Genomic DNA, 20,292 nt, shown 5'->3' with positions numbered 1-20,292 from the left:
TGTAATCACTGAGATACGTCTATGAGAATCTTAGAGAAGGTATCGCACATCACGAGATAAGTATTAAAACAGCAGTAGACAATAGGGAGGAAGAATGATAGACGGTATGATAACAAACGAAGGAATAGGTGGACTTGTAAATAGTTTTCAGTCGGCTTGAAACCAATACTTGCCCTTCAAGGATGAAGAAGAGGCCTAACTACGTTCAAGAACATGCCCTTCTTGCCTCTTAAACATGCCCTTCTTGCGCCTTGAAGACGCCTTTCTTTGGTGGTGTATATAACTGATTGATTATGTGAAGGTTATATGTTCACTTTTATACGTGCTTTGCTCTCTCGTTCCCAACGCTTTACAAGGTTGTTTGTAATGATTTTTCAGGACACTCTAAACAGCTTAGATGACCGACAGCGACGGCGAGCTTTGAATGGACAAAGGGTAGAATGAACAAGACTACGCATTACGTTCCTTCCATGAATGTAAACTACACAATAGGTTAAACGTAATTTTACGTGGGATTATCACAGTGTTCATGCTCCTATTTCATTCAGAAATGAATAGGAGGTAAGGCCTGTCGAAGCATTTTGGGATGAGTGCTCTGATATGATAAAGACTGTTTGGTACCACATTCAGAAGGTGGGGTAGTAGAAGATTTGTTACTTTCTATACCCCTACAGTCAGCCTCAGTCGCCCATATACGTCCCCATAAAACAGAGGTTATTATACCGGTCAAGGACGTAATAAAGGAAGGGGTGGTCAGCTTTGAAGCTAAAGGAAGACGTGTTATCATTTGCGGAGAGATAAGCAATGTGGGTTACTTGAATGGCTTTTGCACTGACTCCGTCTTCATTAACATTCAGGTTTATCTGTTGGAAGACATCATCGACAGCAAGAGGTTGCGCACTCATCCTACTGAAATCGGCTTCATGAGAGAAGAGATTCGCCAGTCCCATGTCACCATACAACTGCTTCAACGGGATATTCGAAGATGTAGAAAAGCAAGGAAACAGTATGTTTACATTGTCGTATGTCTTGGTGCTTTGCGCTATTTTTCGTAGTTCTTTGACGGTTAACTTACGGATGACATCCTGCAAGTTAACCTTCTTTTGCGGTAGGATAGCATATAGTCTAAAACCGTTCTGTAGAGGCATTAGCAGCACCTGATAGTCCTTTGCGTTATAGCCTTGGTACATTTGCATCGTATCATCGTTCATCATCATCCGAACCTGGCGTGTTCTCCCATCTTCACAATGGAATGGCATGGACTTAGTAAGCTCCTTATAGAACGGTAAAGACCAAGCCGTTTTGAGCGTAACAGCATTGAAAAGCTGTGCAGCACGTGGTCCTGTGAGGTTGATGGGCAGCTTCGTAATGTCTCCTTTGGTTATCGTCTTACAGAGTTTGTTTGCTCTTTCTTTTCCCTTCGGAGTGTTGGCATTGTCGATAACATTGGTGAAATAATCATGTTCTAACACCTCTTGAAAATCGGGTAAAAGCTTTGTTTGCCCATTCAGTATCAGGAAGTTGGCCGTAATCATGTATCCTGACGAATCGTTCTGTTCGTCAATTCCTCCCTTTCTCTGACCGATCAGCATCGTTCTACTTAGTGAGTTGATGTCATCAAGGTCGTCAGCAGTATAGCCGAGAGCCTTTGAGATAACCGCTTGTGTCTTCCCATTCGCCCCATTGTTGAGCATATTCAGCGAATAGATGACGGCCATTGGTGAGAGAGCCACACTCTCCTTTCCCTTTTTATTAGCAAGTAGTTGGAACAACTTAAGGCTGAACGCATTAGAAGAAGACACCAACCTCTCCTCTTCCTTAGACAGTTGATAGTCGGGATCGGCCTTCTTTGCAGCGTCCTCAAGGGTAGGCTGCAAACTTGTTGTAGCCTCCTTGGCAGTTTGTTCAAGTTTCTGTAAAGCCTTCTTAGATTGAGTACAACAAACTAATAAGAGTAGGATGGGTAGGAATAGAAGCTTTTTGGCCATAGCGTTGCGTATGTTTAGATTTAGAAAAGACGACATCAAAGATACAAAAAGAATTGGGTAAACATCTATAAAGACATACTTTTTCTATCAAAAAGTCTTTTTTTAGTTTTTTCAACCACATTGACACACATTTTTTATACTTTTGCAAACCGAATAGAAGACAATACATCTTATCCTAATAAAAATCATTCTTTACATGAGTAATTTACAACTATCGCCAATAAGAAAGACCATTGTGGGAGTTCAATTCCTCTTTGTTGCTTTCGGCGCAACGGTCCTCGTCCCTCTACTTGTGGGACTTGACCCAGCGACAGCGTTATTCACAGCAGGTTTAGGAACGTTTATCTTTCATTTTGTAACGAAAGGTAAGGTTCCTATTTTTTTAGGTTCTTCCTTCGCTTTCATCGCCCCTATTGTCTATGCCTCAGGTCGTTGGGGTATGTCAGGGACCTTGGCAGGAATCGCTGGTGTGGCCCTTGTCTACTTTGTGATGTCTGCTTTGATTAAATGGCAGGGCAAGAAACTATTAGACAAGCTGTTCCCTCCGGTCGTGATAGGTCCTGTGATTATTCTGATAGGCCTTTCTTTATCTAAGTCAGCGGTTGATATGGCAAAGACAAATTGGATACTTGCCTTTATCTCCTTAGGTGTTGCCGTCTTCGTTCTGTCCATGGGACGGGGCTTGATGAAGCTTGTTCCAGTAATTAGTGGTATCGTTGTAGGTTATTTAGTGGCTATGTATATGGGTGTGGTAGACTTTACTAACGTTAAAGCTGCCCCTTGGTTAGCATTACCTCCAGCGTTAGCTCATTTCCATTTGCCGCAGTTCTCTTGGGAAGCCTTCCTCTATATGATACCTGTGGCGATAGCTCCAGTGATAGAGCACGTGGGAGATGTTTATGTGGTGAGTGCTGTTGCAGATAAAGACTTCACAGAGTCTCCGGGCTTACATCGTACGATGTTGGGTGATGGTTTGGCTTGTTTAGCAGCTTGTTTCCTTGGTGGTCCACCGGTGACAACCTATAGTGAGGTGACAGGAGCAATGAGTATTACGAAGGTGACCAGCCCTCAGGTGATTCGTATAGCAGCCGCTACAGCCATCATCTTCTCGATCATCGGTAAGCTGAGTGCCCTCTTGCGGAGTATTCCCCCAGCTGTCTTAGGAGGTATCATGTTGTTGTTATTTGGTACGATAGCGTCAGTTGGTATTCAAAACCTTATCCAACATAAGGTAGACTTCAACCGTACACGTAACATTATCATCATATCTATCACCCTGACAATGGGTATTGGTGGGGCTGTACTGAACTATAAGAGTTTCTCAATCAGCGGTATCGGACTTTCAGCAGTTGTCGGTGTCATCTTAAATCTACTCTTGCCACCTGCAAAGGAGAAGAAGCCTGCAAAGAAAGAATAAGCTTATCAGTACATTTATCAGATAAGCTGAATATACGAAACCTCCGACCTTTAGAGTGCTTTTCAGTCACTGTAAGGTCGGAGGTTGATTGTTTTTTATCAGTTGGAGAGCGAGTCTCTATACTGCTGTTTAATCTTTTCTTCGAGTTCCTCTAACGTCTGTTTGCTATTGAATAAACTCTTGATAAGGCGATAGCCCAACCATATCAAGATCATTCCTACAAGTGCAAGGAGATATTGAAGTACGATACTGTTTACGATAGTCTTTGTGTAGTTCTCGCAGATAACAAAGCCTGCAATGAAGATGACATAGTCTATCCAGCCTGAACCTTTATAGCTTTGGGCAATGTGTTGATACTCTTCGTTGTTGGCAAGAACCTCTTTGCGGTGCTCTGCCCAGTTCTTTTCAAATTCTTCGTTGGTCATGGGTTGAGTGTTGGGTGATGGGTGTTGAATGTTGGGTGATGATGAGTAGTGATGTTATACTTATACTTTCATTAAATCGCTCATTATGGAGTCGCTGACATAGATGCCGTTGCGGGTGAGGTGGAGATGGCCGTTATCTTCCTTCAATAGACCTTGCTGTAGTAAAGGGGTTGCAAGACGCATGAGGTAGGTGCGGTATTCTGCAGAGAGCGACGATAGGTTTATTCCTTCACAAGTGCGTAGGGCTGTCATTATCATATCGTTATAATGAGTGTCAGCATCAATCTCTTCTTCCTCACAAGGACGTCTGTTCTCTTGTAGAGCAGCGATATATGCCTTGGTGTCTGCTATGTTCCAACTTCTTTTACCATTGCTGTAAGAATGGGCGGCAGCACCGATACCTATGTAAGGAACGTTGTGCCAGTAAGAACTATTGTGTTGGGAACGATAAAGACTCTTAACTTTATGTATCGAATGATGGTTGTTGAGCTTGGCAAAATTACTAATCTCGTATTGCTCATAACCGGCTTCGGATAAGCGGTCGATGAGTCTATCGTACATCTGACGATAAAGTTCATCGTCCATGTCCTTTACCTTTCCCGCTTGAAGGAGGCGGTAGAGGGGAGTCCCTTCCTCATACATAAGACTGTACGCAGAGATATGCTCGACATCTAAAGCAAGTAGTCGCTCTATATCTTCCTCCCATTCTTCAAGCGTCTCATTGGGGAACCCGAACATAAGGTCGACTGATATGTTCTTGATCTTGACGCCTCGTAGACGCTTGACAGCTGTCTCCACCTCGTCAGCTGTATGTCTACGATGTAGGAAGCGTAGCCGTTCATCGGAGAAGGTCTGTGCTCCCATTGAGATACGATTGATAGGTAGTGAACGCAAGCTCAGCGCAAACTCTTCCGTTACATCATCTGGGTTGCACTCCATAGTGACTTCGATAGCTGCGGTAGTGGTGCACCTGTTGCTCTCTGTTTCCCATTCTAAACCAATGTGATATACCTTATCTATTGTTTGGAATATCTTCTGTAGGCTCTTAAAAGAGAGCTGTGAAGGAGTACCACCACCTAAGTAGATACTTGTCAAAGCTGTCGTTATCCCACCAGACATCGTATTGTCTTTCTCCGCACGCAGCTCCATCTCATGGCAGATAGCGTCCACATACTGTTCTTCAACAGAACGTCTTTCATCCTTCTTCTTTGCTGGTACGGTGGAATAGAACCCACAGTAAATGCAACGACTGGCACAGAAAGGTATGTGAATGTATAATCCTAACATGATAGAGCGTGTATGTGTATATATTAATGTATGCCTTACAAGAAACAATGCAAATGTACTAATAAGTTTTAAAAGAACTTGTTTTTTTCGTAAGAAACTTTGGTGCTTTCATTGAAAATGCCTAACTTAGACCGCTGAATGGATGAGTTAAGACTTATCCCCTATAATCGAATAAATTATTACTAACAGCTTAAATCTATCAGATATGAGAGTATATCAGACAAACGAGATTAAGAACATTGCCTTAGTTGGTAGTGCGGGTAGCGGCAAGACGACCCTTGCCGAAAGTATGTTGTTCGAAGCTGGTGTCATTAAACGCCGTGGTTCAGTTGAAGCTAAGAATACAGTTAGCGATTACTTCCCTGTCGAACAGGAGTATGGATATTCTGTATTTCCAACGGTGTTCCATGTTGAATGGAACAATAAGAAGCTTAACATCATTGATTGTCCGGGTAGTGATGACTTCGTTGGAGGCGCTATTACTGCGCTTAACGTTACTGATGAGGCTGTTATCCTTATTAATGGACAGTATGGACCAGAGGTTGGAACGCAGAACATCTTCCGCTATACTGAGAAGCTGAAGAAGCCTGTTATCTTCCTTATTAATCAGTTGGATTCTGACAAGTGCGACTTTGATAACCTCATCTCAAGCATGCGAGAGATTTATGGTTCTAAGTGTGTTCCAGTGCAGTATCCTATCGAGACGGGTCCAGGCTTTAATAGTTTGATAGACGTTCTACTGATGAAGAAGTACAGTTGGAAGCCTGAAGGAGGCGAGCCGATTGTTGAAGACATCCCTGCCGACCAGTTACCAAAGGCGATGGAACTACATAAAGCGCTCGTTGAAGCTGCTGCAGAGAATGACGAAGGATTGATGGAGAAGTTCTTTGAAGAGGAGACTCTGACAGAAGATGAGTTGCGTACTGGTATCCGTAAGGGCCTCGTAACACGTTCTATCTTCCCTGTTTTCTGTGTTTGTGCAGGTAAGAGTATGGGTGTTCGTCGTCTGATGGAGTTCTTAGGAAATGTCGTTCCTTTCGTTGATGAGATGCCTAAGATTCATAATACACGTGGTGAGGAAGTAACGCCAGACAGCAAGGGTCCGGAGTCACTCTACTTCTTTAAGACGGGTATGGAACCGCATATTGGCGAGGTAAGTTACTTTAAGGTGATGAGTGGTTGTGTAAAGTCTGGTGACGACCTGACCAACTCTGACCGTGGTTCTAAGGAACGTATGGGACAGCTTTACGCTTGTGCTGGTGCTAACCGTATTGCTGTCGACCAGCTTAATGCGGGTGATTTAGGTTGTACGGTTAAGTTGAAAGACGTGAAGACTGGTAACACCTTGAATGGTAAGGGTACCGACCAACGTTTCGATTTCATCAAATACCCTAACTCTAAGTACTCTCGTGCCGTTGAGGCTAAGAGCTCACAGGAGACTGAGAAGCTCATGGCGGCTTTATTAAAGATGCGTCAAGAAGACCCGACATGGGTTGTAGAGCAGAGCAAGGAGTTGAAGCAGACGATTGTTCATGGGCAGGGTGAGTTCCATCTCCGTACGCTTAAGTGGCGTTTAGAGAATAATGAGAAGCTACAAGTAGTGTTCAAAGAACCAAAGATACCATATCGTGAAACGATTACTAAGCAGGCTAAGGCTGAGTATCGCCACAAGAAACAGAGTGGTGGAGCAGGTCAGTTTGGTGAGGTGCACTTGATTGTTGAGCCATACGCAGAGGGTATGCCTGACCCAACAACTTATAAGTTTAATGGGCAGGAGTTCAAGATGAATATCAAAGGACGTGAAGAACGCGACCTCCCATGGGGCGGTAAACTTGTGTTCATCAACTCTGTTGTCGGTGGAGCTATTGATGGTCGTTTTATGCCAGCAATCCTGAAAGGAGTGATGGATTGCATGGAGCGTGGTCCTCTTACAGGTAGTTATGCACGTGATGTACGTGTGATTGTCTACGATGGTAAGATGCACCCAGTTGACTCTAACGAACTTTCATTCACCTTGGCAGCTCGTCATGCTTTCTCAGATGCCTTTAAGGCGGCTGGTCCAAAGATACTTGAACCTATCTATGACTTAGAGGTCTTTGTGCCAGGTGACTATATGGGCGATGTGATGAGTGACTTACAGGGACGCCGTGCGATGATTATGGGTATGGACTCTGAGGCTGGTTACCAGAAGCTGCAGGCTAAGATTCCTTTGAAGGAACTTGCTAACTATAGTATTTCACTGAGTTCTCTCACTGGTGGTCGTGCAAGTTTCACAACCAAGTTCGCAAGCTATGAGCTTGTTCCTAACGACATTCAGCAGAAGTTGATAGCTGAACATGAAGCTGAAGTGAAGGAAGAAGAGGAATAAACATACCATTTTTTAGATTAATATAAGTGAAGAGGTTGATTCGATGGCTACGTGATGTGGTATCGAATTCAACCTCTTTTCTTTTTTTTACGTAGTTGTTTTTTTAAGATATCTCTGAATAACCACGTGAAAAAGGCCACTGAAAATAATGGAAATAATACAGCTTATTACAAGAAAAGTTTTATTTTAGTTTGCTGTCACATTTAACATTTGCCGTAACCATACTGTGAATTAATGAGTTAGGTGGTCGGATTGGGTGACAGGAGTGACAGGAAAATTATTTTCTCATAAATTCTCTCGCTTTTACTTAACCATAAATTGTATGGTTCAACCGATTTTATTATGATAGTTTTAGTCATTTTTTATTGTCTCCAAAAGTGTTTCCAAACGCATGAATAGTTAGCCTCTCCTCCTTCTTCTCCCTCGTAGGGAGGAGAAAGGGGAAGGACTAACTGTATATGTGGGCCCAATCTATATTCAAAAATTTGTGCTTCTCCGTGAGAGAATGTGTTGTCCTCTCTATAAGAAAAAAAGTTTATCTCAGCTTATCACTATTTCACATGCGAGCTTTCAGCCATAATATTGCGCTCTGAAGGTATTAGTTGTATTGTGAAAAAGATTTTACATGCTATCGTACTAAACCTCCTCAAAAGAAGGGTGTAGCGTCTTCTAAAACTTGGTTTATAACCTACAAGAAATCAGAGTGTTACAGACTGAATAGAAGAAGACGCCCTTCTTGCGTCAAGAAGAGCGTCTTCTGCCAGCAAGAAGGGCATGTTCTCGAACGTAGAAGGGCCTCTTCTTGTCTCATCCTCGGCCTCTCTACAAACAGAGAGGGGAGTGATTACCGAAAAATCCGCACAATTTCTGTCTACAAGTTTACCGTCCTTTCTTCTTTTGTCCGCAGCCTCCTAAGGGTAGCCTCATCTTCTTCTCTCCTCTCTAAACGGTAAGGGGAAAGGGCTGAGGCCACCTTCGTAAGGTACAGAAAGTTCAGCTAATAAACTTTATCGACCAGTAAAATCGACTGTCTTCAGCTGTTTACTTATTAGGAACAGCAAACTTATCACCAGTCTGTTTAACCAGTTCACGCTTAAAGTAGTCGCTGTAGCCTGGACGTTTTACGTGTTCGCCAAGTCCTGTAGAGGTACGAAGGAACTTACCATCCTTCTCTGGCTTGACTGCCATATCATTGAATTTCACAATCAGATGGATAGCTAATTGACGCCAACGTGCAATCATCTCGTTGCTCTTCTGAATAGAATAGTCATTGAGATACTTCACAGCAGCAGCCTTGTCGGTAGCATAGAGTGATTCAGCCTTAGCCTCCACGCCTTTTTGAGCAGCGAGGAAAGCATTGTCAAGTGAGTCGCGCACCTCCTTCAAAGCAGGGAAAAGCTGAGAGTAACGAGGGTAAACCATGTTGCTGACCCAGTTGCACACCCAGAAAGCATTCTTATCAGAGAATGTTACAGCGTCTGCTCCAGGGGTGTTAAAACACTCTGCACGCTCTGTATTGCTACAATAGATAGGTACGTAAGCAACCATATTACCATCATCATTACCGAACCACAAGATACCACCAATCTCACGTGGCAGCCATGAGCGGAGCTGTGCGATGTAAGAGAAACCAGTCTGCTGGGTTGAGATAGGACGTTCGTTGAAGTATTGCTTGCCATCAACTACGTATTTCAACGGAGTAGGACGGTAAGGAGACTCCCAAATTCCCTGTGCTATATCCTTATCGAGTGACAATGGAGTACCCTCATAATGGTCGCGCATACAAGCCTCCATCTTAGGTAAGTCTACCTTCTTGTCAGGTGCAATCCAAAGTGGCATGTCCTCTGCGTTAGGGTCTTTACCCAAGGCCCAAGGCAACCAATGAGACATATCCTTAAAGTGATTGAAGTAGCTCCAAACACGTGCATCACACCAGCGACGGCCTCCGAAGTCTGGTGCTGCGTAGGTCATCTTCCAGTTGAAGTCCTTGTCTTTACCTTTGAACCAGCCCTTAGAACGAGCGAAGCTGATACAGTTCTTAGACTTGATAACCTCTGTGTTGTAAGTAGAGAACTGTCCGATGCGGCTTTGATTAGCATGAGCAGAAATCATACCGTCAGGGATGCGAACAGCAACCCATACCACCCGTTGTTCCTTTTCACCTCCACAACCCTGCATCTCAAGGAGCCATACCTCGTTAGGGTCGGCTATGGTAAAGGTCTCACCACCAGAGTTATAACCGTAAGTCTCTGCGAGTGATGTCATCACCTTAATAGCTTCTCGAGCAGTCTTACTACGTTGTAAGCCAAGATACATCAATGAGCCATAATCGATAATACCATCCTTATCGACCATATCTTCGCGTCCGCCGTAGGTTGTCTCGCCAATGCTTACTTGGTACTCATTGATGTTACCAATCACATTGTAGGTCACTGGCGCCTCTGGAATAGACCCGTGACGCTCATGTGTGTCGTAGTCAATAATCTCGCGACGGTCTCCCTTGGCATGAGTGCCAGCAGGATAATGACAAAGGTTAGTAAACATGCCGTAATCATCAGCGGTGTAAGTGACAAAGACAGAGCCATCTGTCGTTGCTCCCTTAGTAGCAATGAGGTTTGTACAGGCGTTAGCATACGTAATCATTGTAAGGAAGAATAGTGTTGCAAATGATTTCTTCATACTCTACAATTTAATTGTTAATACTTTATTTTAGTCAGATATTCGTTCTTATTGTTACGGTTGTCTGTTGCAATAAGGCGCAATGAGCGTTCTTTCCCAGTAGGACGTACAGGGGTGTCAGCGAGATCACAGAAGAGTATCTCTTTGTTCTTTCCAAACTGAAGTAGGATGAACTGTCCATCGAGATAAGCCTTATAACCCTGTAGACCGCTGCCCGTGTCGGTCACCTTAAAGGATAGATGGCGTGGGTTCAGACTCTGCTGTGTAATCGTTGGTGGCGTGTCGTCGTAGGCAAGGAAGTAGGCACATCCTAACTCACGCATCCGTCCTGTAACCCAGCCCTTTGCGTATTTCCCACCGCAGAAGGATGCTGGTGCATCAGCGTTCAAGCTGTTACGCATCGCAACATAGAGTTTCTCCGGATTATGTACCGCACCGCTTGGTTTCAAACTTATCTGTGCATAGTTGAAAAGAGGATATGCCGCTTTAGCGAAACTATAAGCCTCGGAATGTGCATTGTATGTTCGCCCATGCAGTAGTTGTAGCCATCCATTCTTTGCAAGAAGGCCTTTCTGTATATTCAGTCGTACGCCGTCTGCGTTGAAGTGATTGTCTTTAGCATAATAGAGTGGAGTTGCACCCTCTGGATGATAGGCTACTGGGATAGCTTCAGGTTCACCCCTTACAGTGAATTCCTTGACGGTTTGGTTGCCAAAGACATCCTTTAAGACATAACGAAGGTGGTAGTCGCGTTGCTGGTTGAAGTTGATAATACCCTTGTTAGCGTCAGCTCGTAGGATAGGGAGCGTATTACCAGGTTCGATATAAGACTTCATAAACCAAATCTTCGTCGACAGGAAATGGTCGTAATCACCCCACGAATTAACCATTCTGTGGCAGTTTGTAGGGATGTTGTTCACATCTGAAGAGAAAACCAGTCTACCATCACAATACAGCTGAGTGTATCTAACGCCATAGTTGTTATATACCGAATCCATGTGATCACTTGCTCTTACACCAAAGCCCACCTTTCCCCATGCTTGGAAATGTCCTTTGTCAAAGGTGAAGATACGTGAGTCTGGTGAGTGTTGGAAGACACCTTGTCCTGGTTGAGGATAGGTTTTGAATGAATAAACGGCTGGGGCTGTCTTGTCTTTAACGATGCTCTTTAAGAAAGTGAGTGGGTCGTAAAGGTTGCCATTGGCGGTCTTGTGCATCTCTAAATGGATGTGTGGACCTTGTGAAGAGCCTGTATTACCGCTAAGAGCGATGAACTGTCCCTTCTTGACAGGGAACTCTCCCGGTCGGAACTTCACGTCGCAGGCAAATTGCTGGTGCTGGTATTGCCATTTGCGTACGGCCGCCTCAATCTGAGGGGCAAAGCGGTTGAGATGGACATAACAACTGGTATATCCATTAGGGTGGGTGACTAAGATAGCTCGCCCATATCCGTGTTTCTCGACAACAGCACCAGAGATATAGCCATCGGCAATGGCATAGACGCCCAGATTTACCTCTCTCTCGGTCTTAATATCAATTCCTCCGTGGAAATGATTGGGTCGTGGCTCCCCAAAGTTGCCCGCCAGTTGCACTGGGACATGAACTGGTGAACCGAAGGGGAGTATGGATAATAAAATATTCAATAACAGATTCATAGGCTATCAGATCCTTTCTTTTTATGTATGTATCTGTTGTTTGCTTCGAAACAACGGATAGAATCATTTCAGTAATTGGTCACCTTTGTAGGCCCTGTACTTTCCTTCATTATCAAGGCGTAGGATTATCGTCCCAGTTATCCATTCTGTCATAGCTTCTTCCTCGGAGAAAGGATAGGTCTGGACGACTATTCCGTCTTCAATAACCACTATTCCTTGTTCGATAGTACCTGTGGTTGTCTGAATGACGTTAGCTGCGATCCGTCTTAAGGACTTTGGGGAGTCTGTCATAACTTGTCTGGCCTGTCTGGTATCCCTCGTTCTCTCCTTGCGTCTTCAGGTGTCCTTGTTGGTGGAGCAGGGGGATTGCTGGAGGCTTCCTCAGGGCTGACAGGTTCGCCACCGATGGTTCTGATAGGGTCAGACTGTTGTAAGGAATCCTTTGGCTGAGCCGACTCCTGTTGTTGAAGATGCATACGAACGAGTTGGATGTTATTGATTATAAGCATCTTGAACGTACTTGATGGCTGTTGTCCCTTTAACATTAGGAAATAGCCACGTATGTTCTTTATCCGTAAAGAGTCGCTTGTGTCGATTGTCAGAGTGTTGCGAGAATCAGAAGTGATGTGTTGGTATTGTGTGATGATACTGTCATTTGTGTAAGTAACTACCATCATGATGATTGCATCACGCATCCCGTCTTGTATAATAAACTGTGAGTCGAAACTCATGAGTAGTCGATCGCCCTTATGAAAGGCCGTGTCTGCCTTGATTTCAAAGGTCTCACGGTCGACAGGAGCATACGGAGAAAGTACCAATGAGCGTTTTCCACGCCAGATGTCAGTGGTGTCTCCCTTAGAAGTAATATTGCCGTATTGAGCCAACTCGCCCTCTGAAGCACCTTGGCTACGTGCTTCATTCTCCAATCGCTTTGTTAGGTCGACATAGATATCGTGTAGTTTCTCTGTATGTCGCATATAGTATTGAAGTGACCTATCGAACTTCTCTTCCGATACACCATATTTCTTCATTACTGCTAACTTATATGCTTTCTGCTTGACATCCGTATAACCTTCACGATTAACCATTGCCATGGATATATGATAATCGTAAAGCATATCCTCCATCTCCGATGGTTGGATATACTCTGAAGGGATAGTTGGCTTACAACTTACGACGAGGAGTGCAAGTAATACTACACAGAGCGTGACGAAAGGACGGACCAAATATTTACTTCTCATTGTCTTTCTACTGATTATCAGCAATGTTTTCTTTGTCAGTAACCTTCTTCTCTGTTGCTGGCACCCATCCGTTGAAATCCTTTCGGAATGCAAGAATGATGATGAAGACGCCTACGGAGATGCAAGAGTCTGCAAAGTTGAATATAGGAGAGAAGAAGGTGAATGACTCTCCACCCCATACTGGGAACCAATCTGGGAATGTTCCGTGGAAAAGAGGGAAATAGAACATATCAACTACCTTGCCCATTAACACTGGAGCATAGCCCTGTCCCCATGAGACAAGTGTGGCTGGTGTAGCCCCTTCTACGTAGTATGGGGTAGAAGCGGTGAATATCTGTCCATAGAAAAGAGAGTCAAAGATATTGCCTGCAGCACCTGCTGTAATCATTGATAACACAATGATATAGCCCATTCTTGCCCCTCGTTTGATACGATTCGATATATACCAGATAAGAAAACCTATCGCTACAATACGGAAGACACTTAGGAAGAGCTTGCTTCCTAACTCCATTCCCCATGCCATACCATTATTCTCGATGAATTGTATCTGAAACCAATCGAAGATATGGATAGAGTCACCTAAATTCATATTAAGCTTGACAACGACCTTAATAATCTGGTCTATTAATATTAATAGAATTATCAGTAAGGTCGCTATCAAGCTTTGTTTTTTCTGTTTACTACTCATTAGTGATTTTTATTTGCCATCTTAGAAGCTACGCTTAGTGTCGCATGTGGCACGATACGTAAGCGTTCTTTAGGGATAAGCTCTCCTGTGATACGGTCGATGCCGTATGTCTTATTGTTGATTCTTACAAGTGCTGCTTGGAGCGCTTGGATAAACTTTTGCTGACGTTGCGCCATCTGAACCAACTCTTCTTTGGTCTGATTAGAACTACCTTCCTCCAATGCCTTGTACGTAGGTGACGTATCATTAACATCGTTAGTATTCTTATTCATCAGAATCTTCATCGTCTCGTCGTAGTCAGACTTTGCAATCGCTAACTTGTCATTTACTATCGTTCGGAACTCCTCGAGTTCCTCATCGGAATAACGCTTCTTGGTTTCCATAAGATAAAATTGAATTAGGTTATGAAAGTAATTATGATATATAGGAACTGTTGAAAGCCTGATAATAGGGACGTGCACGCAACACGTCCGCTATTGTCTTGGGCTTATAGGTGAGTGGCTTACACACCCCAGTATTCTTATTAGTCTTTTCTTATTTCTATATGGAGGCTGAATTCGTCAAATTCAACATCTGTTCCATTGTTCTCTGCGAGTGTGATATCGTTGGCAAGAACCTGTGTCTTAATGAGTTCACCGAATGATGATACTGCTGCCTCAGCCTCTTTATTTGGCTCGATAACAACAGAGATGCGGTCAGTAATCTCAAGACCAGTCTCCTTACGGAGGTTCTGTATGCGATTGATCAGCTCACGTGCCATTCCTTCACGACGTAGGTCTTCTGTCAGTTCAACCTCCAGCGCAACAGTCAAGTTACCCTCGTTGCTTACCAGCCAGCCTGGGATGTCCTCTGAGATGATTTCTACATCTGCTGCCTCAACCTTGATTGGCTGTCCTTCTAAGTCGAAATTGAACTCGCCAGTAGCCTCCAATGCAGCAATCTCGTCCTGTGAGAGCGCATCCATGCGGGCTGCTACTTGCTTCATCAACTTGCCGAACTTCTTGCCCATAACACGGAAGTTGCACTTAACCTTTTTGACAAGGATGCCCTGACCCTCAACGAATGTGAGGTCTTTAACGTTCACCTCGTGCTTAATAAGGTCTGCTACAGCCTCGATGTGCTTCTTTTGTGTTGCATCGATAGCAGGGACCATGATCTGTGCCAACGGCTGACGTACTTTGATGTTAACCTTACGACGCAGCGCGAGAACCATTGATGTAATGCGTTGTGCCATGTCCATACGTGCTTCAAGGTCAGCATCAATAACAGACTCGTTGGCTACTGGCCAGCGATCCAGGTGTATGCTCTCCAGTTTACCACCCAAGTCAGAGTAGAGCTGGTCGGCATAGAATGGAGCGAAAGGCGCCAACAGACGTGCAACAGTCATCAGACAAGTGTATAATGTGTCGTATGCACTCTTCTTGTCAGCACTCATCTCCTTGCCCCAGAAGCGTTTACGGTTCAGACGAACATACCAGTTACTGAGGTCATTGTTCACGAATGAGTCGATAAGACGACCTGCACGTGTTGGGTCAAAGTTCTCTAACTCTGTTGTAACACCCTTTATGAGGGAGTTAAGCTTAGAGATAATCCAACGGTCAATCTCGGGTGCCTCGGCCTTTACAGACTCGCATGTTGTAGCATCATAGCCGTCAACATTTGCATAGAGAGCAAAGAAGCTATACGTATTATATAAGGTACCGAAGAACTTACGACGACACTCATCAACACCTTCTGGGTCGAACTTCAAGTTATCCCATGGTTCGCTGTTAGTCATCATATAGAAGCGTACAGGGTCGGCACCGTACTTGTCCATCATTTCGAATGGGTTTGTCACATTACCCACATGCTTACTCATCTTGTTACCCTTGGCATCAAGCACAAGACCCGTTGATATAACGTTCTTGAAAGCAACTGAGTCAAACACCATAGTAGCAATCGCGTGGAGTGTAAAGAACCAACCACGAGTTTGGTCAACACCCTCATTAATGAAGTCAGCAGGGAAGAATGCTGGTGGAACAGCCACGCCCTCATAGCATGAGTGTACTAATTGGTCGCGATATTCAGCCTCTGTCTTACCCGTAGCCTTCAATCCTTCTGCATTAATCTCACCTTCAAATGGATAATGAAGTTGAGCGTAAGGCATAGAGCCGCTGTCAAACCATACATCAATAAGGTCTGATTCACGGTGCATTGGTTTACCTTCATCATTTACGAGGACAATGTCGTCAACGTAAGGACGGTGTAGATCAATCTTATCATAGTTCTCTTGACTGAAGTCACCTACCACGAAGCCAGCCTCTTTCAATGGGTTTTTCGCCATGATACCAGCTGCGACAGCCTTCTCAATCTCGTTATATAGTTCCTCAACAGAGCCTATGCACTTCTCGCCACGGTTCTCATCACGCCATATTGGCAGTGGTGTTCCCCAGAAGCGTGAACGGCTGAGGTTCCAGTCATTCAGGTTCTCGAGCCAGTTTCCGAAGCGACCAGTACCAGTTGATTCAGGCTGCCAATGGATTGTCTTGTTCAACTCTACCATGCGTTCCTTCCTTGCTGTGTCCTTGATAAACCAGCTATCAAGAGGATAGTAGAGGATTGGCTTATCCGTACGCCAGCAATGAGGATAGTTGTGTACATGCTTTTGGATATTGAAGGCAGTACCATCCTGCTTCATCTCCATACAAAGGACAATGTTCAAGTCCTCGGCTTTCTCTGAGGCTTTCTTGTCCCATACACCATCAGGATTGAAGCGTGGTTCGTATGAGTTCTTCACATAGTCGCCTGCATGATGACCGTATGCTTCTACGTTGACACAGGCTTTTACGAAGTTCTGGTCTAACTCGTCAACGGTATAGTATTTACCTTGGAGGTCGACCATTGGGCGTGTCTGACCTTTCTTAGAAATCAAGTAGAGGGCAGGGATGTTCGCATCCTTTGCCACCTTAGCATCGTCAGCACCGAAGGTAGGAGCAATGTGTACGATACCTGTACCATCTTCTGTTGTGACATAATCGCCAAGGATGATACGGAAAGCCTCGCTCTCCATCTCCACAAACTTGTCACGACCATCTTCGCTTGCAAACACCTTCTCTGGGTGAGCAGTAGCGTAATCGTTTACAAACTTAGGTGCATAATCGCCCGTCTGTTCAACCGGCTTCACCCATGGCATGAGCTGTTGATAGTGCAGACCCTCAAGTTCTGTACCCATCATGCGGCCTACGATACGATAAGGAACGTACTTGTCACCACGCTCGTATGCAGGTAGTTCGCCACCATCAGTTATCTCTCCTTCTGATTTCAGATACGCTGCTACACGACTGGCAGCCATGATGAGCGTCAGTTTCTCTGCGTCGTATGGATTATAAGTCTCGACAATGACGTATTCAATCTTTGGACCAACACAGAGCGCAACGTTTGATGGCAATGTCCATGGTGTTGTTGTCCATGCTACGAAGCATGGCTTGCCCCATGTCTCCTTTGGCAAGTTTGCCTTGTCAGCCAATGCTTTCCAATCTTCTGCTGGGATAGTAAACTGTGCCGTAACGGTAGTATCCTTTACGTCACGATAGCAGCCAGGCTGATTTAACTCATGGCTTGACAGACCAGTACCTGCACTCGGTGAGTAAGGTTGAATAGTATAACCCTTATACAATAACCCCTTGTTATAGAGTTGCTTAAGGAGCCACCATAGGGTCTCAATATACTTGTTGTCGTATGTAATATATGGGTGTTCCATATCAACGAAATAGCCCATCTGTTCAGTCAACTGCTGCCATTCAGCAGTGAACTTCATTACATTCTCACGACACTTATGATTATATTCCTCTGTTGAAATATACTTGTCAGATGCATGGTTGTCGATATCTTTCTTTGTGATACCCAACTCTTTTTCTACACCCAACTCTACAGGCAATCCATGAGTATCCCAGCCCGCCTTGCGGTGTACTTGGAAACCCTGCATGGTCTTATAACGGTTGAAAGTATCCTTAATTGAGCGTGCCAACACGTGGTGAATACCGGGATGACCATTCGCAGATGGTGGTCCCTCAAAGAAGATGAACTGTGGTTCGCCCTCACGTTCATCAATACTCTTGTGGAAGATATCTTTCTTCTCCCACTCTTTCAATACTTCCTGATTTGTGCTAACAAGGTCAAGTCCCTTGTGCTCGGCGAATTTCTTTGCCATACTATATAATTGTTTTGCTTATTTTCTAAATACATGCAAAGATACAAATAACAACTGAAACTACCAAACTTTTTATTATATGAAAGACTATCCATCCTCTTTCATGCAAAGTATTAGCTTGAATTACATTTCTTGTGTCCTAATGTGTCTATTGCTATACAAGGTGTGTTTTGTCGTTTTGGGGTGTATTGTGTAATCATATTGCAATGGTGCGATATTATTATGTACGGCCTTTATACTTTCAGAAGATAAGGGTCGTAATGGCCTTTAGATGTAAGAAAGGATTTGTCACATCTTATTATAAGTTGTGGTTTGAATTGTTTTGCTGTCATGTTCCGTGTCTTGTGTGACATAGCTGGTAGCTAATAAGTTAGGTGACTGTGTTCGATGAAGGTAATGAAAGGAAGGCTTGTTACTTGTGGCAGTCGTTGGGTTCTGTTCGTTGGATTGTCTTGTTTGGGTAGAGATTATGGTCGTGTTTTGTAAAGAAAAATCACAGCTCCGTTTTTGAAGAGGCCTAATAAGGTTGTAGAAGATGCCTTTCTTGCATGGAGAAGACGCCCTTCTTGAGTGTTACTAAGGCCCTTCTTGAACCTTAATAGGCGTCTTCTTCGGTACAGTTTGTAATAGTTTGATTTCTTGATGGTTATGAGGATAGTTTGAGAGAGCCGTTTTGAGTTGGGAGGGGTACGTGGGTGAGGTTTTTTGTAAGATAATTTCTAAATGGCTGATGTAGCTTGGTTTGAGAGTAAGAAACAAATAACGGACGCACTGAATGTGCGTCCGTAGGGGTTGACGGATGTGCCGACTGTGTCGGTCACGGTCGTAATTTCGTTAGTTGTATGCTTATTTTACTTGTGCGATAGTCCTATTGAAAGGCATCACACTATGGGCAATGTTCCTTTGAGAACATAGCAGAAAGCAGTGTTGAAAAAACTTTTGAGATAAAGTCTCCTTGTCTGTTTTTGTATTATAAATGGGTGTGACGCTCTTCTCAATACATTAGAGAGCTGTCGTCAGTCGCCTATTCTGGTTCTGTGCAGAGCGTTAGATAGGTGTATGTAACACATATCGAGGGAGCGACTTAGTTAAGTCCTTCCTCCTCGCTCATTGCTTTAAGGCAGTCAGGACAGATACCTTTATAATAAAGCTGTGTATCGTCAATTCTGAATCCCTTGCCGATTTCGCCAGTATAACGTGGCATTTCCATTGCCTCAAAGTCGAATACTTTCTCGCAGCGCTTGCAGAAGAAGTGTGCATGTGGCTCTGTTACGCCATCGTAGCAGACACGATGATCGTCAATAGTAATCATTGATGCCGCTCCATGTTCAGACAACATACGTAGCGTGTTATATACTGTTGTACGGCTGACAGTAGGGAGTTTCTTCTTTAAAGCAAGGAATACTTCCTCAACAGTAGGGTGAGTATGATGTGTAGCAAGATAGTTCATGATTGCTACACGCTGAACAGACGGACGAATACCTAACTCTATTAATTTGTTATAAACTGAATCCACTGTGTCTATCTTTTATCTATTTATACTTAAATCTCTACTCTCTTTTCATAACAAATCACCCGATTTTATATGGGTGACCACTTTAGTGTGATTGCAAAGGTACACATTTTGCAATAAACTGACAAATATTATGTTGGAAAAACTACAGAAGTTGATGTGGATAAGTGGGTTGAGTAGACTGGTTAACCTGCCGATGCGGGACAAGGGAACAGGCTGCTTGTAAGAAAGACAGGGTAACAGAGTAAGTAGACAAGGTGGACGAGTAGACGAGTTAACGAGCTGCTTGTAAGAGAGACATAGTAACAAAGGAACGTTTTTATAGTAACGAAAAGACGTGTGAACAGGCTGCTTGTAAGAAAGACATAGTAACAGAGGAACGTTTTTATAGTAACGAAAAGACGTGTGAACAGGCTGCTTGCAGGAAAGACATAGTAACATGAGAACGGAAGGGGGCCAGTAACAGAACAATTAACTCGTTTACTTGTAACGTGTTAACTTGTCAACTTGCGACTTGTTAACTTGTCAACTTACATGAAAGACATAGTAACATAGGAACGGAAGGGGGCTGGTAACAGAACAATTAACTCGTTTACTTGTAACGTGTTAACTTGTCAACTTGTGACTTGTAAACTTGTCAACTTGCATGAAAGACATAGTAACATAGGAACGGAATGAGACCAGTAACAAAGCTATTAGTTTATCGACTTGTCGATTTGTTACTATAAAAATGTTCCTTTGTTACCCTGTCTTCTCGATAAGCAGTCAGTGCTCTCGTCTACTCGTTACTATAAAAATGTTCCTTTGTTACCCTGTCTTCTCGATAAGCAGCCAGTTCTCTC

General features: G+C 43.8%; 13 protein-coding genes. 2 read left to right on the top strand and 11 right to left on the bottom strand.

Annotation, left to right across the window (positions count from 1 at the left end; all coding sequences use genetic code 11):
- Positions 1 to 680: 680 nt before the first annotated feature.
- A complete protein-coding gene (locus tag HMPREF0666_RS14600; protein WP_009013147.1) occupies positions 681 to 1,988 on the bottom strand; it encodes a serpin family protein in 1,308 nt (435 codons plus the stop codon).
- 196 nt (positions 1,989 to 2,184) lie between these two features.
- Here HMPREF0666_RS14600 and HMPREF0666_RS14595 point away from each other — a divergent pair, with 196 nt between their 5' ends.
- On the top strand, positions 2,185 to 3,405 hold the full coding sequence (locus HMPREF0666_RS14595) for a uracil-xanthine permease family protein (RefSeq protein ID WP_009013145.1): 1,221 nt from the start codon (positions 2,185 to 2,187) through the stop codon (positions 3,403 to 3,405).
- 98 nt (positions 3,406 to 3,503) lie between these two features.
- Here the strand turns inward: HMPREF0666_RS14595 and HMPREF0666_RS14590 are convergent, their stop codons facing one another.
- On the bottom strand, positions 3,504 to 3,830 hold the full coding sequence (locus HMPREF0666_RS14590; protein WP_009013144.1) for a hypothetical protein: 327 nt from the start codon (positions 3,828 to 3,830) through the stop codon (positions 3,504 to 3,506).
- Positions 3,831 to 3,890: 60 nt separating this feature from the next.
- Entirely contained in the window at positions 3,891 to 5,117 is a 1,227-nt protein-coding gene (gene hemW / locus HMPREF0666_RS14585) for a radical SAM family heme chaperone HemW (RefSeq protein ID WP_009013143.1), read from the bottom strand.
- A 205-nt stretch (positions 5,118 to 5,322) separates the two neighbouring features.
- On the opposite strand from hemW, the gene HMPREF0666_RS14580 reads away from it, so the two are divergent.
- On the top strand, positions 5,323 to 7,485 hold the full coding sequence (locus HMPREF0666_RS14580; protein WP_009013142.1) for a translation factor GTPase family protein: 2,163 nt from the start codon (positions 5,323 to 5,325) through the stop codon (positions 7,483 to 7,485).
- A gap of 1,041 nt (positions 7,486 to 8,526) precedes the next feature.
- Here the strand turns inward: HMPREF0666_RS14580 and HMPREF0666_RS14575 are convergent.
- The 8 genes from HMPREF0666_RS14575 to HMPREF0666_RS14540 all read right to left on the bottom strand — a co-directional run bounded on the left by HMPREF0666_RS14575 (position 8,527) and on the right by HMPREF0666_RS14540 (position 19,453).
- Positions 8,527 to 10,164, bottom strand: coding sequence for a dipeptidase (locus HMPREF0666_RS14575; RefSeq protein ID WP_009013141.1), 1,638 nt, complete (start codon positions 10,162 to 10,164; stop codon positions 8,527 to 8,529).
- A gap of 17 nt (positions 10,165 to 10,181) precedes the next feature.
- Positions 10,182 to 11,819, bottom strand: a complete 1,638-nt coding sequence (locus HMPREF0666_RS14570) for a M23 family metallopeptidase (RefSeq protein ID WP_009013140.1) — start codon at positions 11,817 to 11,819, stop codon at positions 10,182 to 10,184.
- A 63-nt stretch (positions 11,820 to 11,882) separates the two neighbouring features.
- Complete coding sequence (locus tag HMPREF0666_RS14565; protein WP_009013139.1) at positions 11,883 to 12,110, bottom strand: hypothetical protein; 228 nt, start codon at positions 12,108 to 12,110, stop codon at positions 11,883 to 11,885.
- Positions 12,107 to 13,060 (bottom strand): DUF4296 domain-containing protein, encoded by a 954-nt coding sequence (locus HMPREF0666_RS14560; RefSeq protein ID WP_009013138.1) that lies wholly within the window; start codon positions 13,058 to 13,060, stop codon positions 12,107 to 12,109. Before HMPREF0666_RS14560 ends, HMPREF0666_RS14565 begins: the two co-directional genes overlap by 4 nt.
- A 7-nt stretch (positions 13,061 to 13,067) precedes the next feature.
- Entirely contained in the window at positions 13,068 to 13,748 is a 681-nt protein-coding gene (locus tag HMPREF0666_RS14555; protein WP_009013137.1) for a lipoprotein signal peptidase, read from the bottom strand.
- Positions 13,748 to 14,131, bottom strand: coding sequence for a molecular chaperone DnaK (locus tag HMPREF0666_RS14550; RefSeq protein WP_009013136.1), 384 nt, complete (start codon positions 14,129 to 14,131; stop codon positions 13,748 to 13,750). Before HMPREF0666_RS14550 ends, HMPREF0666_RS14555 begins: the two co-directional genes overlap by 1 nt.
- Positions 14,132 to 14,271: 140 nt before the next feature.
- Positions 14,272 to 17,937, bottom strand: coding sequence for an isoleucine--tRNA ligase (gene ileS, locus HMPREF0666_RS14545; protein ID WP_009013135.1), 3,666 nt, complete (start codon positions 17,935 to 17,937; stop codon positions 14,272 to 14,274).
- 1,084 nt (positions 17,938 to 19,021) lie between these two features.
- The gene (locus HMPREF0666_RS14540; protein ID WP_009013134.1) at positions 19,022 to 19,453 is read right to left on the bottom strand and encodes a Fur family transcriptional regulator; all 432 of its coding nucleotides are present in this window, start codon (positions 19,451 to 19,453) and stop codon (positions 19,022 to 19,024) included.
- Positions 19,454 to 20,292 lie beyond the last annotated feature (839 nt).

Source organism: Prevotella sp. C561 (assembly GCF_000224595.1).
In the GTDB taxonomy this organism is placed as follows: Bacteria; Bacteroidota; Bacteroidia; order Bacteroidales; family Bacteroidaceae; genus Prevotella; species Prevotella jejuni.
Note: the sequence above shows the minus strand (reverse complement) of the source record. Positions and strands in the feature narration are given on the sequence as shown.

Bases quoted from the DNA above. Each gene is read 5' to 3' on its own strand.
- hemW (WP_009013143.1), bottom strand. From the start codon at position 5,117: ATGTTAGGATTATACATTCACATACCTTTCTGTGCCAGTCGTTGCATT.
- HMPREF0666_RS14565 (WP_009013139.1), bottom strand. From the start codon at position 12,110: ATGACAGACTCCCCAAAGTCCTTAAGACGGATCGCAGCTAACGTCATT.
- HMPREF0666_RS14595 (WP_009013145.1), top strand. From the start codon at position 2,185: ATGAGTAATTTACAACTATCGCCAATAAGAAAGACCATTGTGGGAGTT.
- HMPREF0666_RS14590 (WP_009013144.1), bottom strand. From the start codon at position 3,830: ATGACCAACGAAGAATTTGAAAAGAACTGGGCAGAGCACCGCAAAGAG.
- HMPREF0666_RS14600 (WP_009013147.1), bottom strand. From the start codon at position 1,988: ATGGCCAAAAAGCTTCTATTCCTACCCATCCTACTCTTATTAGTTTGT.
- HMPREF0666_RS14580 (WP_009013142.1), top strand. From the start codon at position 5,323: ATGAGAGTATATCAGACAAACGAGATTAAGAACATTGCCTTAGTTGGT.
- HMPREF0666_RS14575 (WP_009013141.1), bottom strand. From the start codon at position 10,164: ATGAAGAAATCATTTGCAACACTATTCTTCCTTACAATGATTACGTAT.
- HMPREF0666_RS14560 (WP_009013138.1), bottom strand. From the start codon at position 13,060: ATGAGAAGTAAATATTTGGTCCGTCCTTTCGTCACGCTCTGTGTAGTA.
- HMPREF0666_RS14550 (WP_009013136.1), bottom strand. From the start codon at position 14,131: ATGGAAACCAAGAAGCGTTATTCCGATGAGGAACTCGAGGAGTTCCGA.
- HMPREF0666_RS14555 (WP_009013137.1), bottom strand. From the start codon at position 13,748: ATGAGTAGTAAACAGAAAAAACAAAGCTTGATAGCGACCTTACTGATA.
- HMPREF0666_RS14570 (WP_009013140.1), bottom strand. From the start codon at position 11,819: ATGAATCTGTTATTGAATATTTTATTATCCATACTCCCCTTCGGTTCA.
- ileS (WP_009013135.1), bottom strand. From the start codon at position 17,937: ATGGCAAAGAAATTCGCCGAGCACAAGGGACTTGACCTTGTTAGCACA.